This window comes from Ferribacterium limneticum, from assembly GCF_020510625.1.
In the GTDB taxonomy this organism is placed as follows: Bacteria; Pseudomonadota; Gammaproteobacteria; order Burkholderiales; family Rhodocyclaceae; genus Azonexus; species Azonexus limneticus_A.
Genome location: NZ_CP075191.1, coordinates 3,472,978 through 3,497,239 on the forward strand (window position 1 = coordinate 3,472,978; position 24,262 = coordinate 3,497,239).

Consider the following 24,262-nt stretch of genomic DNA (forward strand, 5'->3'; position numbering starts at 1 on the left):
ACCTCAAAAACCCGGCATCATTTTTATAGCGTTCCGGAACCTGATTCATGCATTGGCCGAGCGCTCGTGAATTTCACTCTGACTGACTGCAGCGTAAGCCAAACGAAGTTCGGGCCGAAGCTCATCTGAGTCAAACGGCTGGTGAGCGATTCGTTACCGGCCGTTCACGGCACCCAAATTTTCCATGATCGTAGGTCTCTTCCTGGCCGACTCCCTCCTGAGTCACAACACCTAAGGAGACACTGAAATATTCGTCATCCCCTATACGCCCAACAGAGGTTTTATGATTTCCTAAGGACGCTTGGGAAAGAGGGGTAGGACAGGCCGAGTCATCCCCAAGGCTTCGAGCCTGATCCGCAGATGGGCCGTCCTGCCTCAACTTGCTGAAAGAATGCGAACGGTATCTGAGGCTTCGAGCCTGTGTACATAAGGATGCATGTAGCAAGGTACCAGCGGAACTTGGCGATAAGGAGGCAACATGAAATGGCTTGGTATTGATATAGCAAAACGGAAATTTGATCTTGCCGTACTCGACAACGGGAAGATACGGAGCAAGGTTTTCGAGAACACGGTAACCGGGCATGAGTTGCTGCTGGCGTGGCTTGCGGCGCGTGGCTACGAGATTGAAGAGCTGCATGCCTGCATGGAGGCGACCAGTCAGTATTACGAGAAGCTGGCCGTTTTTCTGCACGACGCCGGGATGCGGGTAAGCATGGTTAATCCACTGCAGATCAAAGCCTTTGGCGAGTCCCGGCTGAGCCGGCAAAAGACGGACCGAGCCGATGCGAGATTGATCGCGCACTTTGCTGAACAACAATCCCCGGCGCTGTGGCACCCGGCGCCGCGCGAGATACGCGAATTGCAACGCCTGCTGGCGAGGCTTCAAGCTGTGCAGCAGATGAGTGTCCAAGAGCAGAACCGGGCGTATGAAGCCGAAGGTGAGGCGTTGGAATCGGTCAGCCGAACCCTGGTTCACCTGAAGGCGGAAGAGGAAAAGCTCAGGAAACTGATTCGGGATCACGTTGACCAGAACCCGCATTTGAGTGAGCAACATGCCTTGCTGACCAGCATTCCTGGCGTCGGCGATCAGGTCAGCAGCCACTTCATGGCCTGGTTGCGTCCGGAACGGTTTGACGACGCCCGGCAGGCAGTAGCCTTTGTGGGGCTGTCGCCGCGTCATCGGCAATCTGGCGACTCGGTGCGAGGCAAAGCCCGCCTGTGCAAGGTGGGGCACGCCCGGCTGCGCAAGATCCTGTATTTCCCGGCGATGAGTGCGATGCGCTACAACCCGGCCGCCAAGGCCATTGCAGAACGCCTCAAGGCCAGCGGCAAAACCGGCAAGGTCGTCATTGGCGCCGTCATGCGAAAGATGATTCATTGGATGTTTGGCGTACTCAAATCCGGGCGACCCTTTGACCCGAAATTGGCGCTTACAAAGTGAGGTTGATCACGGTATCTGCGAAAGCGGGGATCCAGTTCGTTGATTTTTCTGGATTCCCGCCTACGCGGGAATGACATTTCCGAATAAATCAGCAGCTACCTAATCCCAGTCAGGGAAATTAAGACTCAGACCAATCAGCGTTCCGTCACCAACCCTGCCAGCGGCCGGTTCACCGCCTGCCAGCCACCGCGCAGCAGGGGCAGCAGGTAGAAGAGTACGAAACCGCCGAGTCCCCACAGGCAGGCGACGATGCGCCAGGGCAAGGAGCCTGGGTAGCCTTGGCCATCGAAGGGCAGGGTCGCTACGGCAATCACCGAGATGGCGATCAGGAACCAGTGGGCGCGAATGCCCAGCCCCCAGCGGAAATGGCGGCTCAGGCGCAAGCCGGCCCAGCCGCCTGCGATGCCGATCAAGGCCCCTGCCAGCACGTCGACCGGCCAGTGGGCGCCGACGGCAATGCGCGAGAAGCCGGCCAGCGCCGCCAGCACGACGATGGGCAGGGCGCGCCACCAGCCGAGCAGGGCCAGCCACGCGACAATGAAGGAGAAGGCCGAGACGGTATGGCCGGAGGGGAAACTGTGTGCCGTCAGACGGGCGCCGATGATGGTGATCTGGCTGGCATCGAGCACGGCAGCCGGACGCGGCAGGGGCACCCAGAATTTGAAACCGCGACTGATCAGCGCGGCCATGATCGAGCCGAGAAACAGCGCCCAGAAGACCCGTGGGTAGCGCAGGCAGAAAGGCAGCACCAAGGCCAGCTGGATGCGGCCATCACCGAGCGTGGTCAGCGATTCCCAGAGAACAGCCGGCAAGGCTTTGCTGACTGCCTGGGCTGGAATGAAACCGGTGTACCAGTCGCCGCTCAGGCCAAGCGCTGCCAGCCCCAAGGCAAACAGCAGGCACAGGCCGAGCATGGAGGCGTCGAAACGCGGATTCCGGGCGTGCAGGGCCTGATCGTTCATTACGGCTTCCCGGGTTCGACGCGAGCCAAGGTGACGAAGCTACGTTGATAAACCTCGCGCAGCACCAGGTTCGGGGCGATCAGTTTCTGCACTTCATGCTGGCGGTCGGTACGGGTCAGCACCAGCTCACCCTCGACAGGTATCCGGGTCGGCGTGGCAGATTGCCGATAGACGCTGAAGCTGGGCATGATGATGCGCCAGGCCACCACCGTTCCACCGTTGTCCCGAGCGACCTTGGCCGCCTCGCGGATCGGCCCTTGGGTGACTCCGATCACGCGCGGCGCGATGACCGCGGCGACGACCAGTGCCTGCAGCAGCCCGGCGATGACCAGCCCCTGCCAGACCGGCAAGGTGCGCCACAGGGCCAGCGCGATGACGGCCACGGCCAGCAGGGGCAGCAGCCAGCGCGCCTCGTCGGAGAAGGCGGCAACCAAGCCATCGAGCAGCGTCTTTTCGTAAGGCTTGCCGGCCTTGGCGGCGGCAAAGACCAGGACTTCCGGCAAGGCGGCGAGCAGCAGGGCGAAGGCAATCAGCGGGACATAGGCCAGCCAGCGCCGCTCGAACTCCGGCCGATAGCAGGCAAGCAGGATGAAGACCGGCGTGCAGCCGTAGAGCAGGTAGTGCGGCAGTTGCGTGCCGGAGAAGGAGAAGAAGCCGAAGACGACAACGAACCACAGGATCAGGTAACGCTCCATTAGGCCTTCACCACTAGAAACGCCAAGCGGCACCGAGCGCAGCTTCTTGAGCAGCTTGCCGGCGATGGCGAGCAGCCAGCCGGTGAAGGGCATCAGCACGAAGGGCAGGACAACGAGGTAGTAATACCACTTGCCGCCATGCCCCTCGAAGGTGTTGGAGTAGCGGTTCAGGTTGTGCTTCAGGTAAAAACCGCGGAAGAAGGCGTCGCCCTGATCGAGATAAACCAGCACATGCCAGGGCACGACGATGACCAGGAAAAGCAGCCAGCCCGGCCAGAAAAAGGCGGCCTTCAGCCAGTCGCGCCAGGCCCCGGCTGAGACGAAGAAAATGCCGCTGATCAGCAGCGGGAACATCACGGCAACCGGCCCCTTGGTCAGGAAGCCGAGGCCGAGCATGGCATAGGCGAAGAACAGGAGGCGGCGGATTTGTTGCGGGCTCTTGCCATCCCGACAGGCACAGAAGAAGTCGTAGATGCCGAACATCGACAGGGCGATGAACAGGTTGAGCAGGGCATCCGAAATCGCCGCCTTGGCGATGAAGCCAACCGCCAGCGACAAGGCCATGACCAGCGAGGCGACCTGCGCGGTTCGCCGGTCGGCATGGCGCAGACAGAAGCGGTAGAGAAAGACCAGCCAGAGGATGCTGGCGATGATCGAGGGTAGGCGGAAACCGATTTCGCTGACGCCAAGCACGCTGACCGACACGGCCTGCGCCCAGTAGATCAGGATCGGTTTGTCGTGGCGCGGCGCATCGTTCAGGGTCGGCGAGATCAGGTTACCGCGCGCCATCATCTCGCGCGTCGCTTCGGAAAACGCCCCTTCGTCGACATCGGTCAGCGGCAGGCTGTAGGCATTGAGCACGAAGGCAATGACGATCGCCAGCACCAGGCTGAACGGCGACAGCAGGAAGCGCTCGATGGCGTGAAGGAGTGGTCTGGCTTGCATCGCGGCATTATAAGGCAGGGCAGCCGGCTTCCCCGACCGCCGGCGTTACGGCACGGTTACAGCGACTTGACGTTGCTGCGGCCGGCGCCTAAATTCGCCCGACTTTCTCCATCGACCTTCGAGGCAAACCATGAAAATCGGCACCCCGCTTTCCCCCTCCGCCCTGCGCGTCATGCTGCTCGGTGCCGGCGAACTCGGCAAGGAAGTGATCATCGCGCTGCAGCGCCTGGGCGTCGAAGTGATCGCCGTCGACCGCTACGAAAACGCCCCCGGCCATCAGGTCGCCCATCGCGCCCACGTCATTTCGATGACCGATGGTGCCGCACTGCGCCAGTTGGTCGAACAGGAAAAGCCGCACCTGATCGTGCCCGAAATCGAGGCCATCGCTACCGACATGCTGGTCGAGATCGAAGCGGCCGGCCTGGCCGAAGTCATCCCGACCGCTCGCGCCACCAAACTGACCATGAACCGCGAAGGCATCCGCCGGCTGGCTGCCGAGGAACTCGGCCTGCCGACCTCGCCGTACCAGTTTGCCGATTCGCTGGCGGAACTTCAGGCCGCCATCGACGCCGGCATCGGCTACCCCTGCATCGTCAAGCCAACCATGTCGTCCTCAGGCAAAGGCCAGTCGCTGCTGCGCGGTCCGGACGATGTGCAGAAAGCCTGGAATTACGCCGCCAGCGGTGGCCGGGTCAATCAGGGCCGGGTCATCGTCGAAGGCTTCATCGACTTCGATTACGAGATCACCCTGCTCACCGTCCGCGCCCGGAATACCAGCGGCGAAGTAGTCACTCACTTCTGCGAGCCGATCGGCCACGTGCAGGTGGGCGGCGACTATATCGAATCCTGGCAGCCGCAGGCGATGACGCCGGCCGCCCTGCACCGGGCGCAGGAAATCGCCGCAGCCGTCACTGGCAACCTTGGCGGTCGTGGCTTGTTCGGTGTCGAGTTATTCGTTAAGGGCGACATGGTCTGGTTCTCGGAAGTCAGCCCACGGCCGCACGATACCGGGCTGGTCACGCTCTGTTCGCAGCGCTTTTCGGAGTTTGAATTGCACGCCCGCGCCATCCTTGGCTTGCCCGTCGATACGGGCATGCGCGAAGCCGGTGCTTCGGCCGTCATCTACGGCGGCATGGAAGAAAAGGGCATTGCCTTCGAAGGGCTGGAGCAGGCGCTGGCCGTGCCGCGCACCGACCTGCGGCTATTCGGCAAGCCCGAATCCTTTACCAAGCGGCGCATGGGCGTTGCCGTCGCCAATGGCGACAACACCGATCAGGCCCGGGAACGCGCCAAGCTGGCGGCGAGCAAGGTTCGGCCGATCAAGGAGTGAGATAGGACATCGGGTGGGCGGCGCTGCCGCCCGGCGTTGCAGGCAGGAGCACCCTGATCAGGTGCTGCGCATCCGTTCGATCTGACGCGTCTTTTCCTCGATATCCTCGTCGCTGTCGGCGTAGCGCTGGCTGATGGCGTAGAACTCGTCCTGAAGCTCGACAAAGGCATCGACCATATCGGGGTCGAAGTGGCTGCCTCGCCCGTCGATGATCATCTGCACCGCCTTGTCGTGCGGGAACGGATTCTTGTACGGGCGACGGCTGATCAGCGCGTCATAGACATCGGCCACGGTCATGATGCGGGCCGAAACCGGAATCGCATCACCGGCCAGCCCCTCCGGATAGCCGCTGCCGTCCCATTTTTCCTGGTGGCTGTAGGCGATTTCCTTGGCGTAATTCAGGAAATCGACACTGATCCCGAGTCGGCGCTCGGCGTTGATGATCGCGTCGCGCCCCAGGGTGGTGTGCGCCTTCATGACCTCGAACTCTGCCGGCGTGAAGCGACCGGGCTTGAGCAGGATGTGATCGGGGATGCCGACCTTGCCGATATCGTGCAGCGGCGCCGACTTGAACAGCATGTTGATGGTCCGCTCAGTCAGGAAATTCGAAAACCGTGGATGCTTTTTCAGCTTATCGGCCAGGGCGCGCACGTAAAACTGCGTTCGGCGAATGTGATTGCCGGTCTCGTTATCCCGCGTCTCGGCCATCGAAGCCATGGCGAGGATGGTCACATCCTGGATCGCCTCGATCTCCCTCGAACGCCGGGCCACCTCGTTTTCGAGGAAAGCTGCCTTGTCCTCCAGAAAATCCGCTGACGCCTTGAGCTGAAGGTGCGTCTTGATCCGGGCCAGCACCACCCGCTGCCGGATCGGCTTGGTGATGTAATCGACCGCCCCCAGTTCGAAGCCTTTTTCTCCATCGTCGCTGGAGACGTTTGCCGTCAGAAAAATCACCGGGACATTGGCCGTGGCGGGATCGGCCTTGAGTTGGCGACAGACCTCGTAGCCGTCCATGCCGGGCATCATGATGTCGAGCAGGATGAGGTCGGGCAAGTCCCCCGAGCGAACCATCGCCAGGGCTTCCGGGCCGGAAAAGGCCTCCCTCACGTTGTAGTGCTTTTTGAGGACGGCCGACATCTGTGTCAAATTGAAGGGCGTGTCATCAACGACCAGAATGGTCATTTCGTGTCGCTGAATCATCGGGGTCTGCATCGCGTATCCCTCCCAAATTTTTGCGGCCTGTCGGCGCCGAAAAATATATCAAATACGCCATTTTTGTCAATGACTACCCTGCCTTGCGCTTAATCAGGCCTATCGACAAGCTCACGCCACCCCTCAATGCTGGCCGCTGACTGCCTCGATAATCGGCGCCGGATTGACCGAAGTAGGCTGCTGGAAGGGGTTGCCCTGGATCAGCACGATGGCAGCGGTCGGAGCGGCCGCCAAGGCAAAGAGGATGACCGCGACCATCGCCGCCCGGGGCTTGTCGACATGCACGACCGAGACGGAGAGCAGGGTGAGGAAGCCAAGAAAAGCCATGCCCAGCCACTTGAGCGGATTGACGTGGGTCTGGCTGAGGCCGATGCGCAAATCGCGCTCATCGCGGATTTCGACGGCCTTGCGCAGCATCAGTGCCTGCACATTCTCTCCGGCGCCGGTGGCCACTTTCTGGCTGGCCAGCAGGGTCAGCAGCGCATCGGCCAGCGCGGTCACCTCGGGACTCGACTGCCGGGCGGCCAGCATCGGCCATTCGTTGGCGCTGGCCTGGCCGTAGCGGGTGACGGCCTGGCGCACTTCGCCCCGGAGCGGCTCGGCGAGTTGTTCGGACAGCACACGAATGCTGCGCAGCGAATCGGCTTCCTTGAAGACGGCGTTCATCGCCCGGTCATGGGCGCTCCACGTGTCATTGGCCAGAAAGGCCAGGGTCAGGCCGAACAGCACCCCGATAATATTGATGAAAGGCGGCGCCACGCCCTGCAGGGAAGCGATCCAGCCCGCCCAACGCGGTCGGTTCAGCGCCCACTGGACAGCCGCCACGGCAGCAAAGGTGCCGGCCACGGCGAGAAAGGCGTAACCATAGTGATCGTAGATATGCCAGTTGCTGGTGGGCATGGTGGGAAGTCCGCTTATCAATTCAACTGGATGAGTCTGGGCGATGGCGCCCCGTGGCGTCAATCCTTGCGCGGCGTTGCAGCAAAGAAATTCGGCGCCACCCGGTCCGCCGGGGCATGGCAAAAATCGCGCAGCCCCCGAAACCAGCTTGGTGACGACGCCTGCCGCCCGCCCCGCTGCCTTGTTTGTGATTTGCCCGGTGTCTGGGTAGAGTTCGGCCATGAATACCGCCCCTACCTCCGCCAGCAATCCAAATCCGGACACGCCCCCGACCGCGGTCAGCTTCCGGGAAGCCTTCATTTTCTGGCTCAAGCTGGGTTTCATCAGCTTTGGCGGGCCAGCCGGGCAAATCGCCATCATGCATCAAGAGCTGGTCGAGAACCGGCGCTGGATTTCGGAGCGGCGCTTCCTGCACGCCCTGAACTACTGCATGGTCCTGCCCGGGCCGGAAGCGCAGCAACTGGCCACCTATATCGGCTGGCTGATGCACCGCAGCTGGGGCGGCATCGTCGCCGGCGCCCTGTTCGTGCTGCCTTCGCTGTTCATCCTGATCGCCCTGTCCTGGATCTACATTGCCTTCGGCGAAATGCCGCTGGTCGCCGGCTTGTTCTACGGCATCAAACCGGCGGTGACGGCCATCGTGGTTCAGGCAGCCCACCGCATCGGTTCCCGCGCCTTGAAGAACAACCTGCTGTGGGCAATTGCGGCAGCTTCGTTCGTGGCCATCTTCGCGCTGAATGTGCCCTTCCCGGCCATCATCGCCGCTGCCGCCCTGATCGGTTACCTCGGCGGCCGCATTGCGCCGGACAAATTCAAGGCCGGCGGCGGGCATGGCAAGGCCGGCAAGACATTTGGCCGGGCCTTGATCGACGACGACACACCAACCCCGGAACACGCCATCTTCAAGTGGCGCCGTCTGCTGCAGGTGGCGGCCATGGGCAGCCTGCTCTGGCTCATCCCGATGGGCCTGCTCATCGCAAGCCAAGGCTGGGATCACACGCTGACGCAGATGGGCTGGTTCTTCACCAAGGCGGCACTGCTGACCTTCGGCGGCGCCTATGCCGTGCTGCCCTATGTCTATCAGGGCGCCGTTGAACATTATCAATGGCTGACGCCGCTGCAGATGATCGATGGCCTGGCCCTGGGCGAAACCACGCCGGGGCCGCTGATCATGGTCGTCGCCTTTGTCGGTTTTGTCGGCGCTTACGCCAAGGCCGTATTCGGTCCGGAAAGCCTGTTCCTGGCCGGCGCCGTGGCGGCCAGCCTGGTTACCTGGTTCACCTTCCTGCCCTCGTTCATCTTCATCCTGACCGGCGGCCCGCTGATCGAAACCACGCACAACGACCTGAAATTCACCGCGCCACTGACAGCGATTACCGCCGCCGTGGTCGGCGTCATCCTCAACCTGGCGATCTTCTTCGGTTACCACGTGCTATGGCCGCAGGGCTTCAACGGCAGCTTCGACTGGATTTCAGCGCTCATCGCCCTGGCTGCGGCCATCGCACTTTTCCGCTTCCAGCGAAACGTCATCCATGTCATTGGCGCCTGCGCGCTGGCCGGCCTGCTGATCAAGACAATGCTTTGATACTCCGGGTTTTCCGGATAGACGAAAAAAAGCCCGGCTCGAAACCGGGCATCCATCGAAAACGAAGTCTATTCGTTTGGGGAAATGCTGATTTATTCGGAAATGTCATTCCCGCGCCCCGCAGGAAGTACCCTTGGGGTGCGCAGGCGGGAATCCAGAAAAATCAACGCACTGGATCCCCGCCTGCGCGGGGATGACGAATTAATCAGCGCCTCCTTAGGAAGATTGCTTGCTGCGCTTGCGAACCGCCGGGGCCTTGCTGACCACCGGCTCGCTTTCGGCCAGTGCCTCAACCGCCTGATGCGCTTCGTGCTCGGCCAGCTCAACGGTCTGGATGGCGGCAGCACTCATGGTGTGCAAGGTTTCTTCAGCCCCCTGCAGCGTGGTTTTCATCGTCCGCAGGGCAATTTCAGCCTCCCACGGGCTGGAGCGGGAAGCCCGGTTGATGCTGGCAAAAACCATTTCATCGAAGACCCGGATCTGCGCTTCGGCGCTGCGGATCATCGCCTTCTGGGTTTCGCCGAGAATTTCCAGCGAACTATCCAGCAAGCGACGAGCCCGGACCGTGTTTTCCAGCCAGGCAGTGGCCGGCAATTGCGGCATGGCTTCGCCCTGGCCATCACCGACCAGGGTCAGGTGCTTGCTGCCATGGTGAAGCGCATCACGGCTGGTGGAAGAAAGCAGTTCTGTCAGGCGCTGGCTGGCTTCGATGCAGGCGGCCGACAAGCCGAGAAGGTTGCTCAAGGCGCGTTCGCGACTCTGGGCAATTTCCTGTGAAGAAAGAAACATGGGGTCTCCGGGCTGAATTATCGGGGCAGCTTAGCGCCCCGACGTGACAAAACGGTGAATCAACGGATGGTTTTGACGCCCTCGGCCGTGCCGAGCAAGAGCAGGTTGGCCGGACGCACGGCGAACAGACCGTTGGTGACGACGCCGGTGATCTGGTTGATCTGCGCCTCCAGGCCTTTCGGATCGGTAATCGACAGGCCTTTGACGTCGAGAATGATATTGCCGTTGTCGGTGACGAAACCCTCGCGCAGCACCGGCGTACCGCCCAGTTTGGCCAGTTCGCGAGCCACCTGGGCGCGAGCCATCGGGATGACTTCGACCGGCAGCGGAAACTTGCCCATCGTGTCGACCAGCTTGGAACCGTCGCAGATGCAGACGAACTCGCGGGCCACCGCCGCGACGATCTTCTCGCGCGTCAGCGCTCCGCCGCCGCCCTTGATCATGTTGAGGCCGGCGTCGATTTCATCGGCGCCATCGACATAGACCGGGATGTCCTCGACATCATTGAGGTCGAAGACCTGAATGCCGTGCCCTTCGAGGCGCTTGCGGGTGGCTTCGGAACTGGCGACGGCCCCCTTGTATTTATCCTTGAGCGGGGCCAGTGCGTCGATGAAGAAATTGGCTGTCGAGCCGGTGCCAACGCCGATGATGCTGCCGGCCGGCGCGGTTTGCGCCACGTAGTCGGCGGCGGCCTGGGCCACGGCCTGCTTGAGTTCGTCCTGGGTCATGATGATGCTCCTGAATGGTTTGGAGCGCATTTTAAACCCGTGGCGCCTTTGCCCAAATGGTCATAAAAGCTTAACTTTGCAGCGATCATAAATCGCTAAACTCGTCATGCCGTTTTTCCGGGAGAACAAGATGAGCGAACAAAAAAAACCAACCCCTGCAGCCAAGCAGCCTGCCTCACCGAAGCCACCAAAAAAACTGATTCCGCGCACCGCGCCCAAGGCGGGATTGACTGCTGAAGCCAAGCCAGCCGTTGCTGCACCGGCCCCCGCTGCGCCTGCCGCAAGCAAAGCCCCGGCGGCAAGCACCGCTGCCGCCAAAAGACAGCCGGTTCGCAAGCCGACCCAGGTCCAAGCAACCGTGGCCAGACACCAGAAGGTGTTGGCCGATGCACTGATCAAGGCGCAGGCGATCAAGTATGACCAGCCGAAGACCATGAAGCAGGAAGCCGCGCCGGCCAAAAAGTCGGACAAGCCGGTCAAGGCGAAGAAAATCAAGCTGGTACGCGACAGCTACGCCATGCCGGAAGCTGAATACGCAAAGATCGCCGAGCTGAAGAAGCGGATGGCCGCACTCGGCAGCGAAGCCAAGAAGAGCGAACTGCTGCGCGGCGGCATCGCCCTGCTGGCCGTACTCAACGATGACGAGCTCAAGGCCGTCATGGCGCGCATCGAACGCATCAAGACCGGACGTCCCGCCAAATAGGCCAAAAGTAAGTATTCCTGCCCGTTTATTACAGCCTGTCATCTCGCTGTAATAAACGGCCGGTAACCTGCATGGTGTTAATCCCCAACCCTGTGCAGGAGTTACTTAATGTTCAAGCATTCCAAGCTCGTTTCCGCTCTGGCAGTCGCCGGTGTCGCCTTGTTTGGCGCCCAGGCTGCCCAAGCCCAGGTCATCAAGATCGACGGTTCTTCGACCGTTTATCCGATCACCGAAGCCGTCGCCGAAGAATTCCAGAAAGCCAAGAAGAACGCCATCAAGGTGACGGTCGGCATTTCCGGTACCGGCGGTGGTTTCAAGAAGTTCTGCCGCGACGAAACCGATATCTCCAACGCCTCGCGCCCGATCACCAAGAGCGAAATGGACCTGTGCAAGGCCGCCGGCGTCGAGTACATCGAAATGCCGGTCGCCTTCGACGCGCTGACCGTCGTCATCAACCCGAAGAACTCCTTCCTCAAGCAGGCCACCGTCGCCGAGCTGAAGACCATGTGGGAACCGGCCGCCCAGGGCAAGATCACCAAGTGGAACCAGGTCAACCCGGCCTGGCCTGATGCCCCGATCAAGCTGTTCGGCGCTGGCGCCGACTCCGGCACCTTCGAATACTTCACCGAAGCCACCGTCGGCAAGGCCAAGTCCTCGCGCGGCGACTACACCGCTTCCGAAGACGACAATGTGCTGGTCCAGGGCGTTTCCCGTGACGTCAATGCCATCGGCTACTTCGGCTACGCTTACTACGCCGAGAACAAGGCCCGCCTGAAGGCCCTGCCGATCGTCAATCCGAAGACCGGCGTCGCCGTCGAGCCGTCTGAAGAGTCCGTGATCAAGGCCACCTACCAGCCGCTGTCGCGTCCGATCTTCATCTACGTCAAGGCCAAGTCCCTCGACAAGCCGGAAGTCAAGGAATTCATCGAGTTCTACATGAAGAACGGCGCCAAGCTGACCAAGGAAGTGAAGTACGTTCAGCTGCCGGCCTCTGCCTACACCGGCAATATCGAGCACATGAACAAGAAGAAGTACGGCACGGTGTTCGGTGGCCACAACGAAATCGGCATCACCATCGAAGATCTGATGAAGCGCGAAGCCAAGAACTGATTTTCGCTACTGTCGCAAAAAAAGCCCGATCCCTCCCGGGTCGGGCTTTTACCATAGGGAATTCCACACGTGAATTCACAAACCATGACTGCAAATAACGCTTCCGACCTGCCAGTGGTCAGCGAACGCCTCTCGAAGAACGCCATGCGCCATGTCAGCGAACGGCTGATCGAATCGCTGCTCTTCGCTGCTGCCGCTGTTTCGGTGCTGACCACCATCGGCATCGTCTATGTACTCGTTTCCGAGTCCATCCAATTTTTCCAGAATGTCAGCATCGTCGACTTTCTGACCGACACCCAATGGACGCCGCTGTTCGATGATGCCCACTTCGGCATCATGGTGCTTGTCTCCGGTACGGTGGTCTCCTCGCTGGTCGCTCTGGCCGTGGCCATTCCGATGGGAACGATCATCGCCATCTACCTGTCCGAGTTCGCCAACGGCAAGGTGCGCGAGATCGCCAAGCCGATTCTCGAACTGCTTGGCGGCATCCCGACCATCGTTTTCGGCTACTTCGCGCTGCTCATCGTCACCCCGCTGCTGCAGAAGATCTTTCCGGAACTGCCGGGCTTCTCGCTGCTTTCCGCCGGCCTGGTGATGGGCATCATGATCGTGCCCTACATCGCCTCGCTGTCCGAGGATGCCATGCGCGCCGTGCCGATGAGCCTGCGCGAAGGCTCCTACGCCATGGGCGGCACGCGTCTCTACACGGCACTGCACGTCGTCGTGCCGGCTGCTTTCTCCGGCCTCGCCGCTTCCTACATCCTGGCCATTTCGCGTGCGGTCGGTGAAACGATGATTCTCGCCGTCGCCGCCGGCATGCAGCCGAACCTGACCTGGAACCCGGCCGAACCGGCTGCCACGATCACCTCCTTCATCGTTCAGGTGGCGCTCGGCGACTTGCCGCATGGCTCGATTGGTTACCAGACCATCTTCGCGGCCGGCCTGACCCTGATCCTGATCACCCTGATGTTCAACATTCTCGGCCAGTGGCTGCGCCGCAAATTCCGGGAGAATTACTAATGCAAGCCAATTCCCTTACCACTGAACAAATCCGCGCCCTGATCGCCAAGGGCAAGCTCAAGGACAGCATCTTCAAGGCCATGGGCATTGCTTGCCTGGCTTTGGCCCTGCTCGTCATCGTGATGCTGATCTCCGACATGGTGATCAAGGGCTCGGAGCGTTTCACGCTCGATTTCTTCACCAACTTTGCCTCGCGGCATGCCAACAAGGCCGGCATCCTGTCAGCCTGGGTCGGCTCGCTGCTGGTCATGTTCGTGACCGCGCTGGCCGCCGTGCCGATCGGTGTCGCGGCCGGTGTCTATCTCGAGGAATACGCCAAGCGCAACTGGATCACCGAGATCATCGAGATCAACATCACCAACCTGGCTGCCGTGCCGTCCATCGTCTATGGCCTGCTCGCCCTCGGCATCTTCGTGTACCAGTTCGGTTTCGGCCAGAGCATCCTGTCGGCCGGCCTGACCCTGGCGCTGCTGATCCTGCCGATCATCATCGTGTCGACCCGCGAAGCGATCCGCGCCATTCCGGCGATGATCCGAGAAGGCTCGATGGCGGTCGGTGCGACGCGCTGGCAGACCTGCCGTTACCACATCATTCCGTATGCCATGCCCGGCATCCTGACTGGCGTGATCATCGGCCTGGCCCGCGCCATCGGTGAAACGGCCCCGATCATCACCATCGGCGCGCTGACCTTCATCGCCTTCCTGCCGCCGGTGCCCTACACCGAAGTCAGCGAAGGCGTGACGGCCGGCCTGTTCGACTGGGTCATGTCGCCCTTCACCGTGATGCCGATCCAGATCTTCAACTGGACCTCGCGTCCCGACCCGGCCTTCGAAGTGAACGCTGCTGCCGCCGGCTTCGTGCTGATGGCCATGGTCCTGACCATGAACGGCATCGCCATCTACCTGCGCTACAAGATGCGCAAGAACATCAAGTGGTAATGACCGCGCCAAGCGCTGGTCCATCACCCAAAACGAAACTCGAAATGGAGTCGCAAATGCAGATTCACGACACACCGACCCTCAAGGCCGAAGCCCGCAACCTGAACTTTTACTACGGTGAAGCCAAGGCACTCAAGGGCATCAACATGCCGATCTACGACAAGAAGGTTACCGCCCTGATCGGTCCTTCCGGTTGCGGCAAATCGACCTACCTGCGCAGCTTCAACCGCATGCACGACCTCTACCCGGGCAACCGTTACGAGGGCGAAATCCGTTTCTTCCCGGACAACACCAACCTGCTGGCGCCGGAAGTCGATCCGATCGAAGTCCGCATGCGCGTCGGCATGGTTTTCCAGAAGCCGAACCCCTTCCCGAAGACCATCTACGAAAACGTCGCCTACGGCCTGCGCGTTCGTGGCGAGAACAACAAGCGCGCCCTCGACGACAAGGTCGAGCACGCGCTGAAGGGTGCCGCGATCTGGGACGAAGTGAAGGATCGCCTGCAGGACATGGCGCCGAACCTCTCCGGCGGTCAGCAGCAACGTCTGTGCATTGCCCGCGCCCTGGCCACCGACCCTGAACTGCTGCTCTTCGACGAGCCGACTTCCGCCCTCGACCCGATCGCCACCGGCGCCATCGAGGAACTGGTGCACGAACTGAAGAAGCGCGTCACCATCCTGATCGTGACCCACAACATGCAGCAGGCCGCCCGCGTCTCCGACTACACTGCCTACATGTATCTGGGCGAGTTGATCGAGTTCGGCAAGACCGACGAGATCTTCATCAAGCCGCAGGACAAGCGCACCGAAGACTACATCACCGGCCGCATGGGCTAAGGAAGCAGCCATCCAATCAATTTCGTCGTTCCCGCACAGGCGGGAACCCAGGAAGCTCGACAAGCTGGATCCCCGCCTGCGCGGGGATGACAAATTCATCAGCGCATCCCTGAGGGAACACACGATATGAACGAAAGCCAACACCTGTCCAGCCAGTTCGACGAAGAACTCAGCCGTCTGCGCACCCACGTGCTGCAGATGGGCGGCCTGGTCGAAACCCAGATTTCCGCGGCTATCGACGCCTACTCGACCGGTGAAATCGCCAGCGTCAAGACCATCGTCGAGACCGACCGCAAGGTCAATGAACTCGAGAAGGCCATCGACGACGACTGCGCCCACGTCATCGCCAAGCGCCAGCCCACCGCCTCCGACCTGCGCCTGATCCTCGGCATCAGCAAGATCGTCACCGATCTGGAGCGAGCCGGCGACGAGGCCAAGAAGATCGCCAAGGGCGTTCGCCGCATCTATGAAAACGGTCACCTGCCCAGCCAGTACGGTGTCGGCATCCGCCATCTGGCCGAAGCCGCGCTGATCATGGTCCGTCAAGCACTCGACGCCTTTGCCCGCCTCGATACGCCGCAGGCCGCCAAGGTCATTCGCGCCGACAGTGACGTCGACGCCGAATTCAAGTCGATCATCCGCCAGCTGATCACGCACATGATGGAAGACCCGCGCACCATCACCACTTCGATCGACATCATCTCGATCGCCCGCGCCATCGAGCGCATTGGCGACCATGCGAAAAACATCTCCGAGCAGGTAGTCTTCGTCGTCGAGGGCCGCGACATCCGTCATACCAAGGAGAAGGCTCAGTGACACCGACGATACTGGTCGTTGAAGACGAACCGGCTATCCAGGAACTCGTCACGATCAACCTCAAGCATGCCGGCTTTCTCGTCGTTCGCGCCAGCAGCGCCGAGGAGGCCGAGTCGGCCATCCGCGCTGCCCTGCCCGACCTGGTGATTCTCGACTGGATGCTGCCCGGCCAGTCCGGCGTCGCCCTGGCCAAGAAAATCCGCGCCGATGAGCGCACGCGCGAACTGCCGATCATCATGCTGACCGCCCGTGTCCATGAAGAAGACAAGGTCCAGGGCCTCGAAGCCGGCGCCGACGACTACATCACCAAACCCTTCTCGCCGAAGGAAATGGTCGCCCGCGTCCGCGCCGTGCTGCGCCGCCGCGCCCCGCATCTGGCCGGCGAAGCGGTCGAGATCGGTACGCTGGCACTCAACCCGGCGACCCATCGCGTGCTGGCCAGCGGCCAGCCGATCGAACTGGGACCGACCGAGTTCCGCCTGCTCTTCTTCTTCATGACGCATGCCGAACGCGTTTACACCCGCGCCCAGTTGCTCGACGAAGTGTGGGGCGACCATGTCTTCATCGAGGAGCGCACGGTCGATGTGCACATCCGCCGCCTGCGCGCTGCCCTCGAAGCCTCCGGCAACCACGAGCGCGTCGAAACCGTACGCGGCACCGGCTACCGCTTCCGGGGAGCCTGAGCGAGGTGTCATCGCAACTGATGCGGGCCCTGTTGCTGGCACTGCTATCAACAGTCATTGCACTACCCGTCGGCTATTTTGTTGCCCACTGGGCGGGATGGACGGTTTTCTGTCTGGGCCTGGCCCTGCAGATGGCCTTCCACTTCCGCAACTTCGCCCGCCTCGACCGCTGGTCGCACAACCCGGTGGTCGATCCCAGCCTGGAGGGCGAAGGCGCCTGGGATGGCATCTTTGGCCGCCTCTATCGGCACGAGAAAGACCTGCGCGAGCAGATCGCCGAGCGTGACCATCAAATTGCCATGCTCTTCGCAGCCGGACAGGCCCTGACTGATGGCGTCGTGCTGCTCGATACGCACAACCAGATCCTGTTCTGCAACAGTACCGCCGAAGATCAGCTCGGGCTGGTCATCCGCACCGACCGGGGGCAATCGGTCGCCAACATCGTTCGCCAGCCGGAATTTGTCGCCTATCTAGAAGAAAGCGATTTCAGCCGGCCGCTGACCATGCGCACCGAACGCAAAGAGGACCGCGTCTTCTCGATCCACATCATCCCCTACGCTGGCAGCCGGCGCCTCATGCAGGTCAAGGATGTCACGCAGACCGAGCGCCTCGACCGCATGCGCCGCGATTTCGTCGCCAACGTGTCGCACGAGTTGCGCACACCGCTGACCGTGCTTGCCGGCTTCCTCGAAACGCTGCAGGAATTCGATGTCGACCGCGAGGAAAGAAACCGCTATCTCGAGATGATGGCCGACCAGTCGAAGCGCATGCAGTCTATCGTTCAGGACTTGCTGACCCTGTCCTCGATCGAATCGGCGCCGCCACCGGACAACGAGCCGGTGGACATGGCCAGCCTGCTCGACAAACTGCATCGCGATGCCGATGGCCTGTCCGCCGGTCGCCACACGATCATTGTCGAAAACGACGGCCATAATGACCTGCGCGGCTCCGAGCCGGAACTGGTCAGCGCCTTCGGCAACCTGGTCGCCAATGCCGTGCGCTACACGCCGGCCGGCGGCAAAATCCGGATCAGCTGGCGCGCTTCCCCGCAAGGCGGCGAATTCGCCGTGCAGGATTCCGGCATCGGCATCGAGGCCAAGCATATCCCCCGCCTGACCGAACGCTTCTACCGCGTCGACCGTGGCCGCTCTCGCGATGCCGGCGGCACCGGCCTCGGCCTGGCCATCGTCAAGCACTCGCTGAACCGCCACCAGGCGCAGCTCGATATCAAGAGCACCCCGGGCGTCGGCAGCTGCTTCACCGCCAAATTTCCGGCCAGCCGGGTGAGTAGCCTGTAAGCCGGCAACACCGGGCACACCACGGCTTCGACCCGGCAACTCCGTTCTGTTAAGCGGAAAACCCTTCGAATTAGTCGTTCCCGCGCGGGCGGGAACCCAGGGATTTCAAAGTACTGGATTCCCGCCTGCGCGGGAATGACGCTTAACTGAACGGCATTCGCTCCGACTGACCCTTGTCGCCTCTGCCTCGGCAGCCAAACCGGCGCAGGGGCCGCTCTATCCGCGAGGCTGCTTCGTGCTCGGCAAGAATCTTGCCGTTGGCATGAGGCTCGCCACCGCGTTTCAAGCGCTGGCCTGTCACTGATTGACAAGCAATCCGCCGAATCACGATAATCCGCCCTTCTGCGGGAGAGAGAGTTCCAAATTTGCGAACTCCGCCGAAGGCGCAAACTCCCATAATCGCTCAGGTACATTGAACCGCAGAAATGATTCGCCGGCTGGAGAGAAGTTGCAGGTGCCCTGGCGCCTGGCAACTCACCGAAGGGGCAGGCTCACAGCGAGCTGAAACTCTCAGGTAAAAGGACAGGGGGAGAGGCGTCACGGAAGACTCAATTCGAGCCTTCCGATTTTTGACGGAGTCTGTCCTGATGTTAGAAACTCTTATCCACGTTTTTCAGCCGCTCGCCACCAAGCAATTCGACCTGCTACTGGTCATCTATCTGGTCGCCATCGCGGCCGAAGCCATGTCTGGCGCGCTGGCGGCAGGGCGTCGCAACATGGACATTTTCGGGGTGGCCGTGATTGCCTTCGTCACCGCCCTGGGTGGCGGCACGATCAGGGATGTCATTCTTGGCAATTTCCCGATTGGCTGGACGCAACATCCCGAGTACGTCTATCTCGTCATCCTGTCCGGTCTGGCGACAACCTTGCTTGCCCGCTTCATGCACCACATGAAAAACATCTTCCTGATGCTGGATGCGATGGGTCTGGTCGCCTTCTCCCTGATTGGCTGCAATGTCGCCCTGCAACTCAATTACCCGGTCGTTGTCGTCATCATGGCCGGCATGCTGACCGGCATCTGCGGGGGCATTCTGCGCGATGTGCTTTGCAACCAGGTCCCCGTGGTTTTCTGCCGGGAGCTTTACGCCAGCGTGTCGCTCTTTGTCTGCGCCCTCTTCCTGGTCTTGAAATCAACCGACATCGACGCTGACCTCAATACGCTGGCGTGTTTTATCGCCGGCTTTGGCTTTCGCATGCTGGCGCTCCGTTTTGGCTGGAAGCTCCCGACCTTCTCTTACCAGCAGCGCTGGGACTGAACAAACGGGGCGCGTTCGCTTCAGCGCCAGGCTTGCCGGGCCTGCCAAGGAAATCCCGGCAGGCCGGCGGCGTCAGTTCAAGGCCCGCGCCACGGACAAAACGGCATCGCCGGCGCCCAAACGGCGGCGCTCGATGAACAGGCTGCCGCCCAGGGGTTCATTGGCGGCCGCCTTGGCTTTTTTCTTGGCCTGCTTCTTGGCGGCCGAAGCGGCAGCGGCGACTTCGCGATGCGATTCGCACTCCCCCAGGCCAATGCGAACGGCACCGATGGACAAGGTCGGCAAGCCCTGGAAGCTCACTTCACCGCGCCGGTTTTCAGCCATGTAGCCGCCTTGCAGGCGTTCGTCGATCGTCAGCAGGTTGCCGACCGCCTCGGCAAAGCTGGCGATGATTTGCCAGCAGCGCATTTCCCAGTCGGGGCTGCGGAAGATCACGAAAAAGTCGTCGCCGCCGATATGGCCGACAAAGTCCATGCGCTCGTCGGTGGCCTCGCAGAGCAGGCGGGCCAGCGTCTGGATGACGTCATCGCCGCGCCGGTAGCCATAGGTGTCGTTGTAGGGCTTGAAGTCGTCGATGTCGATGTACGCGGCCACGAACTGCTCGCCGGACGACAGCATGCGGTCGACATGCTCGTTGATCGGTACATTGCCCGGCAACTGGGTCAGCGGATTGGCGTAACGGGCGGCACTGATCTGCATTTCGGTAATGGTTGCCATCAGGTCATGGCTGGTCCCGACGCCGAGGTACTTGCCCTCGCCGGTGACGATGAAGCCATCGAACAGGTAATGCTTGGGCGCCATTGACAGCATCATCGCCAGTTCCTGGATGGTGGCGTGCTGGTCGACGATGAGCGGAGCGTGATCCATGAACAGATCGCAGGTCCGGCGCCCGAACAGTTCCTTGCGAAACGGCCGGGCGAAGCGGTCGATCATGCTGTGCCGGTTGATCATGCCCACCGGCTGCGTGCCCTGAACAACAGGCAGCACATCCAGATCGGGATCGGCTTCGAAACGGGCAATCACCTTCTCGTTGGTGGCATTCAGCGCCACGGGCTGGATCGTCCGGAGCAGGCTGCGCGCCGTCGGCAACTTGCCGGGGCCGCCGGTCATCGGCGACAGGGCCAGCGATTGCTGGTCGAGCGCTATCACCGTCTGACCCGGCAATTGCCTCACCGGATGGCTTTCCGGCCGGGCGATGAAATAGCCCTGGCCGCAGGCGATGCCCATGTCGCGCAGGCAGACGAAATCCTGATTGCGCTCGATGCCCTCGGCGACCAGTGAGGCATTGCAGATTTCGGCCAGATCCTGCATGGCCCGGACAAAATGAAACTTGATCCGGTCTTCGGCGATGCCGTGAATGAAATGCTTGTCGATCTTGACGAACTCCGGGCGCAACTCCGACCACATGCGCAGGTTGGCAAAGCCTTCGCCCAGGTCGTCGATGGCGATCTGGAAACCGCGCCCGCGATAGTGCTGCAGTGCCTCCAGGATGCCGGGCATGTCAGTGATCTGCTGATTCTCGGTCAATTCAAGCACGATACGGTTCGGGGCGATGCCGAGCGCGTTGAGCAGATCGCGGGTGTGGCCGTTCATCAGGCGTGGATCGAGCAGACACCCCGGGGTGACATTGAGAAACAGCCGGCCAGCCAGGCGCTGTGCGGCAAATGCCCGCAAGCTGGCCTGCCGGCAGAGGTGCTCAAGATCATTGGTCAAACCAAGCCGCGCCGCGGCTCCGAACAACTGGTCCGGCCGATGCAGCGGGCTCCCCTCCGGTCCCCGCATCAACGCTTCGTAGCCAAGGATGGCGCGCAGGCGAAAGTCCATAATGGGCTGAAAGACCGGGAACAAAAGCCCCTCGGTCATGATTCGCTGTAATTCCGCTGCTTCATCGATCATTGCGCACGCTTCCTGAGAACTGACTGTGCAGTTTAGAAAGCGAAGATTGCAAAGCCGTGACAGGAAAGTCGACCTTCGCAATTTTACCAATTCACAAACCTGTAACAGTCCTGCAGCAAGATAGCCGCCCCGCTTCGCGTCAGGTTGTCATGAAAACGCTGCTTGCCCCGCTCTTTGGAAAATATCGTGACCTTGTCCTGGCCATCGGCCTCTTCCTGGTCATCGATGCCGGCGTCTCGGCCATCAACATCTACACCTCGCGCCAGATCGAAACCGATACCCGGCTGATCAACACCGCCGGCCTGCTGCGCACTTACTCGCAACAACTGACCAAGGGCCTGCTGACCCTGGACATGGATCTGCGCAACGAGGCGCTGACCCAGTCCAGCCTGGCTGAAATCTCCGAAGCCCGGCTCGGCTTCGACGACGCACGCCAGGCGCTGCTGAGCGAACTGTCCAAACCGCCCGCCCTGACCCTGATCGAACCAGCCACCCTGCGCGAGGAGGCGCTGGAGAAGCTCAAGCAGGTCGTTCACACCTGGGAGCCGATCGAACGTGAAGTCGGCCCGCTGATCGTCAACGCGGCACCGGATAGCGAAACCACCGCCCGCGCCGTACAAAAGGCGGTCACCCGCAACAATCGCCTGACCCAGCAGGCAGATGACCTGAGTCATAGCCTCGAGGATATTGCCCGCCAGAAAACCTCGACCGTTCGTGTCATTCAGGCCGTCGCCATTTCGCTGGCTTTCCTCAACTTCGGCTTCATTGTCTTCACCTTTATTGGCCGACTTCTCGCCAGCGACCGCCAGATCACCCGGGCCCGCGAGGAGTCGGAACGCATCCTCGGCGCAGTTCACGAAGGTCTGTTCCTGCTCACCGCTGAGCGGACGGTCGGCCACCAGCGCTCAGCCTCGCTCGAGCGCCTGTTCGACAAGCCGCTGCTGCCCGGCACCCCGTTCAACGATTTTCTGGCGCTCATCACCTCGACGGAGAACTCGACAGCGGCCGAGGATTACATCGACCTGCTGTTCAATCCGAAAATGAAGCAGAGCCTCCTGAAGCAGCTGAATCCGCTGCAGGAGATCGAATTGCTGGGCAAGGCGGGGGCAAAACAGGGGCCGACCCACCTCAGTTTCGAGTTCGATCAGATCCGCGAAAACGGCCAGGTCGTTGCCCTGCTGGTCAGCGTTTTCGACGTTTCCCAGAAGCTCAGGCTGGAGCGCGAACTGGCCGGCGCCGAAGCCCGGGCCGATAGCGAAATGGCGCTGCTGCTCGGCGTCCTCGACCACAACCCGAACGAAGTGGCGGCCTTCCTCCATCGGGCCAAAGACACCCTGCAATTGATCAACGGCGAGTTGCAGAACATCCAGCCCTCCCGTCAGGCCTACCCGCAACTGGTCAACCGCATCGCCCGTACCGTGCATGGCATCAAGGGCGAAGCCGGGACACTGGGTTGCGCCAGTATCAGCCGGGTCGCCCACGAATTCGAGGATGAGCTGCAGCCGATGCGGCAGCGTACCGACCTGGCCGGCGATGACCTGATTCCGGTGGCGGTCGCGCTGAGTCGCCTGCTGGGCGAAATCGCCAAGGTGGAGGCGGTGATCAAGCGCATCCAGAAATTTGCCAACGATCGTCGCGATGAGCCGCCGGGCGGTTCGCTCGGCGAGAGCCTGCAGCGGATCGAACAGTTTGCCCTGAAGATCGCCGAAGACCTCAACAAGCAGGTGCGTTTTGAAGGGCTCAGCGAGATCGACGAGATCCCGCCGTCACTGTCCCGCCTGCTCGGCGAAATCGTTCCCCAGTTGATCCGCAACGCCGTCGTGCACGGTATCGAGGCACCAGAGCAAAGGCGCAAGCTCGGCAAGCCGGAGAGCGGGCTGATCCGTGTCGAAGTTTCCAGCGAAGCAGATGGCGCGCTGACCGTGGCGGTCCATGACGACGGCTGCGGCCTGTCGCCGCAATACTTGCGCCAGGTGCTGAGCGCCCGCCAGCGCTACCCGGCCGAACAGATCGCCGCCATGAGCGACGACCAGATCATCGCCACACTGTTCGAACCCGGCTTCAGCTCGCTGGATGCTGCGCACGAGCACGCCGGGCGCGGCGACGGCTTGTTCGTCGTCAAGGAAGCCCTGCGCGAACTGGGCGGCCGCCTGCGCATCAGCTCCCGCCCGAACTCCCATACCCGTTTCATCCTTCAGTTCAAGACCGCATGACCATAACCAACAGATTCCACAGCATGCTGATCGTCGATGACTCGATGACCATCCGCAATCGCATCAGCCGCCTGATCGCCAGCCCGCGCCTGCCGCACATCAACATTGCCGGGCTCGCCGCCAATGGCATCATGGCGATCGAACTGGCCCGCGAAACGCGGCCCAGCCTGATCACCATGGACCTGACCATGCCGCAGCTGGATGGCGAGGCCTGCATCGAGCAGATCGCCGAACTCCTGCCCGACACCCGCATCCTCGTCGTCTCCGCCCTCTCGGACAAAGCCACCGCCCTGCGTGCCATCAAGAAAGGCGCCCACGGTTTTCTGCACAAGCCGTTTTCCGATGAAGACCTGCTTGACTCCCTGCTTGAACTGATCGACTGAACATGCGCAACAATCTCCGCAGCGAAGACATTGAAGTCTTCTCCGAAGCCATTACCCACTTTTTCAACGTCTACACCGGCGAGGCCGCCCAGGTCCGTTCGGCCTACCTGGTCGAAGCCGACACCCCGGTGCAGTGGAACGATTACATCGGCCAGATCGAAGTCAGTGGCGACTATGTCGGCCAGATCTGCTTTTCCGCGCCGCGCGCCCTGCTCTCCCATGTTCTGCTCAAGATGGGCGAATCGGTTTTCACCGATGAAAAGCATGGCGACATCGTCGGCGAAATCGCCAATACCCTGTCCGGCCGGGCCCGCCGGCACTTCGGCGAAGGCCTGGAAATTTCGCCGCCCCGCCTGGCCGATCCCGCTTCGGCGAGTATCGAAACAGCCTCCGGCCACCGTCCCTACGCCATTCCGCTGCTCTGGCACGGCTATGAAGCCAGCCTCCTGGTCCAGCTCATCCCGAAGAACTGAGCCGGCCGTCACGCTGCGGTAACACAGCGCCCGCATTCTGCCCGCAGAGC

The 24,262-nt window shown here is 61.5% G+C and carries 22 protein-coding genes and 1 riboswitch; of the genes, 15 read left to right on the forward strand and 7 right to left on the reverse strand.

Features of this window, described 5'->3' with window-relative positions; translation table 11 throughout:
• Window positions 1-478: 478 nt before the first annotated feature.
• Complete coding sequence (locus tag KI617_RS16720; protein ID WP_226448186.1) at window positions 479-1,441, forward strand: IS110 family RNA-guided transposase; 963 nt, start codon at window positions 479-481, stop codon at window positions 1,439-1,441.
• A gap of 134 nt (window positions 1,442-1,575) precedes the next feature.
• On the opposite strand, the gene KI617_RS16725 is transcribed toward KI617_RS16720, so the two are convergent.
• Complete coding sequence (locus tag KI617_RS16725; RefSeq protein ID WP_226448188.1) at window positions 1,576-2,403, reverse strand: phosphatase PAP2 family protein; 828 nt, start codon at window positions 2,401-2,403, stop codon at window positions 1,576-1,578.
• Complete coding sequence (locus KI617_RS16730; RefSeq protein ID WP_226448190.1) at window positions 2,403-4,043, reverse strand: ArnT family glycosyltransferase; 1,641 nt, start codon at window positions 4,041-4,043, stop codon at window positions 2,403-2,405. Before KI617_RS16730 ends, KI617_RS16725 begins: the two co-directional genes overlap by 1 nt.
• Before the next feature lie 130 nt (window positions 4,044-4,173).
• Here KI617_RS16730 and purT point away from each other — a divergent pair, with 130 nt between their 5' ends.
• Window positions 4,174-5,373 (forward strand): formate-dependent phosphoribosylglycinamide formyltransferase, encoded by a 1,200-nt coding sequence (gene purT, locus KI617_RS16735; RefSeq protein ID WP_226448192.1) that lies wholly within the window; start codon window positions 4,174-4,176, stop codon window positions 5,371-5,373.
• 57 nt (window positions 5,374-5,430) lie between these two features.
• Here the strand turns inward: purT and KI617_RS16740 are convergent, their stop codons facing one another.
• The gene (locus KI617_RS16740) at window positions 5,431-6,573 is read right to left on the reverse strand and encodes a response regulator (RefSeq protein WP_226448194.1); all 1,143 of its coding nucleotides are present in this window, start codon (window positions 6,571-6,573) and stop codon (window positions 5,431-5,433) included.
• 135 nt (window positions 6,574-6,708) lie between these two features.
• Window positions 6,709-7,485, reverse strand: a complete 777-nt coding sequence (locus KI617_RS16745; RefSeq protein WP_226448195.1) for a bestrophin-like domain — start codon at window positions 7,483-7,485, stop codon at window positions 6,709-6,711.
• 220 nt (window positions 7,486-7,705) lie between these two features.
• Here KI617_RS16745 and chrA point away from each other — a divergent pair, with 220 nt between their 5' ends.
• The gene (gene chrA, locus KI617_RS16750) at window positions 7,706-9,070 is read left to right on the forward strand and encodes a chromate efflux transporter (protein ID WP_226448197.1); all 1,365 of its coding nucleotides are present in this window, start codon (window positions 7,706-7,708) and stop codon (window positions 9,068-9,070) included.
• Window positions 9,071-9,286: 216 nt separating this feature from the next.
• Here chrA and KI617_RS16755 read toward each other — a convergent pair whose 3' ends face one another.
• Both KI617_RS16755 and rpiA read right to left on the reverse strand, forming a co-directional pair.
• Complete coding sequence (locus KI617_RS16755; protein ID WP_226448199.1) at window positions 9,287-9,859, reverse strand: hypothetical protein; 573 nt, start codon at window positions 9,857-9,859, stop codon at window positions 9,287-9,289.
• Between the two features lie 59 nt (window positions 9,860-9,918).
• Window positions 9,919-10,587: a ribose-5-phosphate isomerase RpiA gene (gene rpiA, locus KI617_RS16760; protein ID WP_226448201.1), complete on the reverse strand. Its 669-nt coding sequence runs from the start codon at window positions 10,585-10,587 to the stop codon at window positions 9,919-9,921.
• Between the two features lie 130 nt (window positions 10,588-10,717).
• Between rpiA and KI617_RS16765 the strand changes: the two genes are divergently transcribed.
• The 9 genes from KI617_RS16765 to KI617_RS16805 all read left to right on the forward strand — a co-directional run bounded on the left by KI617_RS16765 (window position 10,718) and on the right by KI617_RS16805 (window position 19,247).
• The gene (locus tag KI617_RS16765; RefSeq protein WP_226448203.1) at window positions 10,718-11,290 is read left to right on the forward strand and encodes a hypothetical protein; all 573 of its coding nucleotides are present in this window, start codon (window positions 10,718-10,720) and stop codon (window positions 11,288-11,290) included.
• A 108-nt stretch (window positions 11,291-11,398) separates the two neighbouring features.
• The gene (locus KI617_RS16770; protein WP_226448205.1) at window positions 11,399-12,400 is read left to right on the forward strand and encodes a PstS family phosphate ABC transporter substrate-binding protein; all 1,002 of its coding nucleotides are present in this window, start codon (window positions 11,399-11,401) and stop codon (window positions 12,398-12,400) included.
• Window positions 12,401-12,484: 84 nt separating this feature from the next.
• Complete coding sequence (gene pstC / locus KI617_RS16775) at window positions 12,485-13,420, forward strand: phosphate ABC transporter permease subunit PstC (RefSeq protein ID WP_226448207.1); 936 nt, start codon at window positions 12,485-12,487, stop codon at window positions 13,418-13,420.
• Window positions 13,420-14,358 (forward strand): phosphate ABC transporter permease PstA, encoded by a 939-nt coding sequence (gene pstA / locus KI617_RS16780; protein WP_226448209.1) that lies wholly within the window; start codon window positions 13,420-13,422, stop codon window positions 14,356-14,358. Before pstC ends, pstA begins: the two co-directional genes overlap by 1 nt.
• Before the next feature lie 56 nt (window positions 14,359-14,414).
• Window positions 14,415-15,194, forward strand: a complete 780-nt coding sequence (gene pstB, locus KI617_RS16785; protein ID WP_226448211.1) for a phosphate ABC transporter ATP-binding protein PstB — start codon at window positions 14,415-14,417, stop codon at window positions 15,192-15,194.
• Window positions 15,195-15,320: 126 nt separating this feature from the next.
• Complete coding sequence (gene phoU / locus KI617_RS16790) at window positions 15,321-16,010, forward strand: phosphate signaling complex protein PhoU (RefSeq protein ID WP_226448212.1); 690 nt, start codon at window positions 15,321-15,323, stop codon at window positions 16,008-16,010.
• Window positions 16,007-16,693: a phosphate regulon transcriptional regulator PhoB gene (phoB, locus tag KI617_RS16795; protein WP_226448214.1), complete on the forward strand. Its 687-nt coding sequence runs from the start codon at window positions 16,007-16,009 to the stop codon at window positions 16,691-16,693. The genes phoU and phoB overlap by 4 nt, the downstream gene beginning before the upstream one ends.
• 5 nt (window positions 16,694-16,698) lie before the next feature.
• Window positions 16,699-17,991 (forward strand): phosphate regulon sensor histidine kinase PhoR, encoded by a 1,293-nt coding sequence (gene phoR / locus KI617_RS16800; protein WP_226448216.1) that lies wholly within the window; start codon window positions 16,699-16,701, stop codon window positions 17,989-17,991.
• A gap of 335 nt (window positions 17,992-18,326) precedes the next feature.
• Window positions 18,327-18,421: riboswitch (glycine riboswitch) on the forward strand.
• A 157-nt stretch (window positions 18,422-18,578) separates the two neighbouring features.
• Window positions 18,579-19,247: a trimeric intracellular cation channel family protein gene (locus KI617_RS16805; RefSeq protein WP_226448218.1), complete on the forward strand. Its 669-nt coding sequence runs from the start codon at window positions 18,579-18,581 to the stop codon at window positions 19,245-19,247.
• A gap of 72 nt (window positions 19,248-19,319) precedes the next feature.
• Here the strand turns inward: KI617_RS16805 and KI617_RS16810 are convergent, their stop codons facing one another.
• Window positions 19,320-21,143 carry a GGDEF domain-containing protein gene (locus tag KI617_RS16810; RefSeq protein ID WP_226448220.1) on the reverse strand — a complete coding sequence of 608 codons (1,824 nt, stop codon included), beginning with the start codon at window positions 21,141-21,143 and terminating at the stop codon, window positions 19,320-19,322.
• A 149-nt stretch (window positions 21,144-21,292) separates the two neighbouring features.
• On the opposite strand from KI617_RS16810, the gene KI617_RS16815 reads away from it, so the two are divergent.
• From KI617_RS16815 to KI617_RS16825, 3 genes are read left to right on the forward strand one after another with little or no spacing between them, the layout of a single operon-like run.
• Window positions 21,293-23,356 (forward strand): ATP-binding protein, encoded by a 2,064-nt coding sequence (locus KI617_RS16815; protein ID WP_226448222.1) that lies wholly within the window; start codon window positions 21,293-21,295, stop codon window positions 23,354-23,356.
• Window positions 23,353-23,739 carry a response regulator transcription factor gene (locus tag KI617_RS16820; protein WP_226448224.1) on the forward strand — a complete coding sequence of 129 codons (387 nt, stop codon included), beginning with the start codon at window positions 23,353-23,355 and terminating at the stop codon, window positions 23,737-23,739. The genes KI617_RS16815 and KI617_RS16820 overlap by 4 nt, the downstream gene beginning before the upstream one ends.
• A gap of 2 nt (window positions 23,740-23,741) precedes the next feature.
• Window positions 23,742-24,212, forward strand: coding sequence for a chemotaxis protein CheX (locus KI617_RS16825; RefSeq protein ID WP_226448226.1), 471 nt, complete (start codon window positions 23,742-23,744; stop codon window positions 24,210-24,212).
• Window positions 24,213-24,262: the final 50 nt, after the last annotated feature.

What these genes read in the sequence shown, in the direction of transcription:
- KI617_RS16810 (WP_226448220.1), bottom strand. Translation starts at nt 21,143, where the DNA reads ATGATCGATGAAGCAGCGGAATTACAGCGAATCATGACCGAGGGGCTT.
- pstC (WP_226448207.1), top strand. Translation starts at nt 12,485, where the DNA reads ATGACTGCAAATAACGCTTCCGACCTGCCAGTGGTCAGCGAACGCCTC.
- phoU (WP_226448212.1), top strand. Translation starts at nt 15,321, where the DNA reads ATGAACGAAAGCCAACACCTGTCCAGCCAGTTCGACGAAGAACTCAGC.
- pstB (WP_226448211.1), top strand. Translation starts at nt 14,415, where the DNA reads ATGCAGATTCACGACACACCGACCCTCAAGGCCGAAGCCCGCAACCTG.
- KI617_RS16740 (WP_226448194.1), bottom strand. Translation starts at nt 6,573, where the DNA reads ATGATTCAGCGACACGAAATGACCATTCTGGTCGTTGATGACACGCCC.
- KI617_RS16805 (WP_226448218.1), top strand. Translation starts at nt 18,579, where the DNA reads ATGTTAGAAACTCTTATCCACGTTTTTCAGCCGCTCGCCACCAAGCAA.
- pstA (WP_226448209.1), top strand. Translation starts at nt 13,420, where the DNA reads ATGCAAGCCAATTCCCTTACCACTGAACAAATCCGCGCCCTGATCGCC.
- KI617_RS16725 (WP_226448188.1), bottom strand. Translation starts at nt 2,403, where the DNA reads ATGAACGATCAGGCCCTGCACGCCCGGAATCCGCGTTTCGACGCCTCC.
- KI617_RS16745 (WP_226448195.1), bottom strand. Translation starts at nt 7,485, where the DNA reads ATGCCCACCAGCAACTGGCATATCTACGATCACTATGGTTACGCCTTT.
- KI617_RS16825 (WP_226448226.1), top strand. Translation starts at nt 23,742, where the DNA reads ATGCGCAACAATCTCCGCAGCGAAGACATTGAAGTCTTCTCCGAAGCC.
- KI617_RS16755 (WP_226448199.1), bottom strand. Translation starts at nt 9,859, where the DNA reads ATGTTTCTTTCTTCACAGGAAATTGCCCAGAGTCGCGAACGCGCCTTG.
- KI617_RS16720 (WP_226448186.1), top strand. Translation starts at nt 479, where the DNA reads ATGAAATGGCTTGGTATTGATATAGCAAAACGGAAATTTGATCTTGCC.
- KI617_RS16815 (WP_226448222.1), top strand. Translation starts at nt 21,293, where the DNA reads ATGAAAACGCTGCTTGCCCCGCTCTTTGGAAAATATCGTGACCTTGTC.
- rpiA (WP_226448201.1), bottom strand. Translation starts at nt 10,587, where the DNA reads ATGACCCAGGACGAACTCAAGCAGGCCGTGGCCCAGGCCGCCGCCGAC.
- chrA (WP_226448197.1), top strand. Translation starts at nt 7,706, where the DNA reads ATGAATACCGCCCCTACCTCCGCCAGCAATCCAAATCCGGACACGCCC.
- purT (WP_226448192.1), top strand. Translation starts at nt 4,174, where the DNA reads ATGAAAATCGGCACCCCGCTTTCCCCCTCCGCCCTGCGCGTCATGCTG.
- KI617_RS16765 (WP_226448203.1), top strand. Translation starts at nt 10,718, where the DNA reads ATGAGCGAACAAAAAAAACCAACCCCTGCAGCCAAGCAGCCTGCCTCA.
- KI617_RS16770 (WP_226448205.1), top strand. Translation starts at nt 11,399, where the DNA reads ATGTTCAAGCATTCCAAGCTCGTTTCCGCTCTGGCAGTCGCCGGTGTC.
- KI617_RS16730 (WP_226448190.1), bottom strand. Translation starts at nt 4,043, where the DNA reads ATGCAAGCCAGACCACTCCTTCACGCCATCGAGCGCTTCCTGCTGTCG.
- KI617_RS16820 (WP_226448224.1), top strand. Translation starts at nt 23,353, where the DNA reads ATGACCATAACCAACAGATTCCACAGCATGCTGATCGTCGATGACTCG.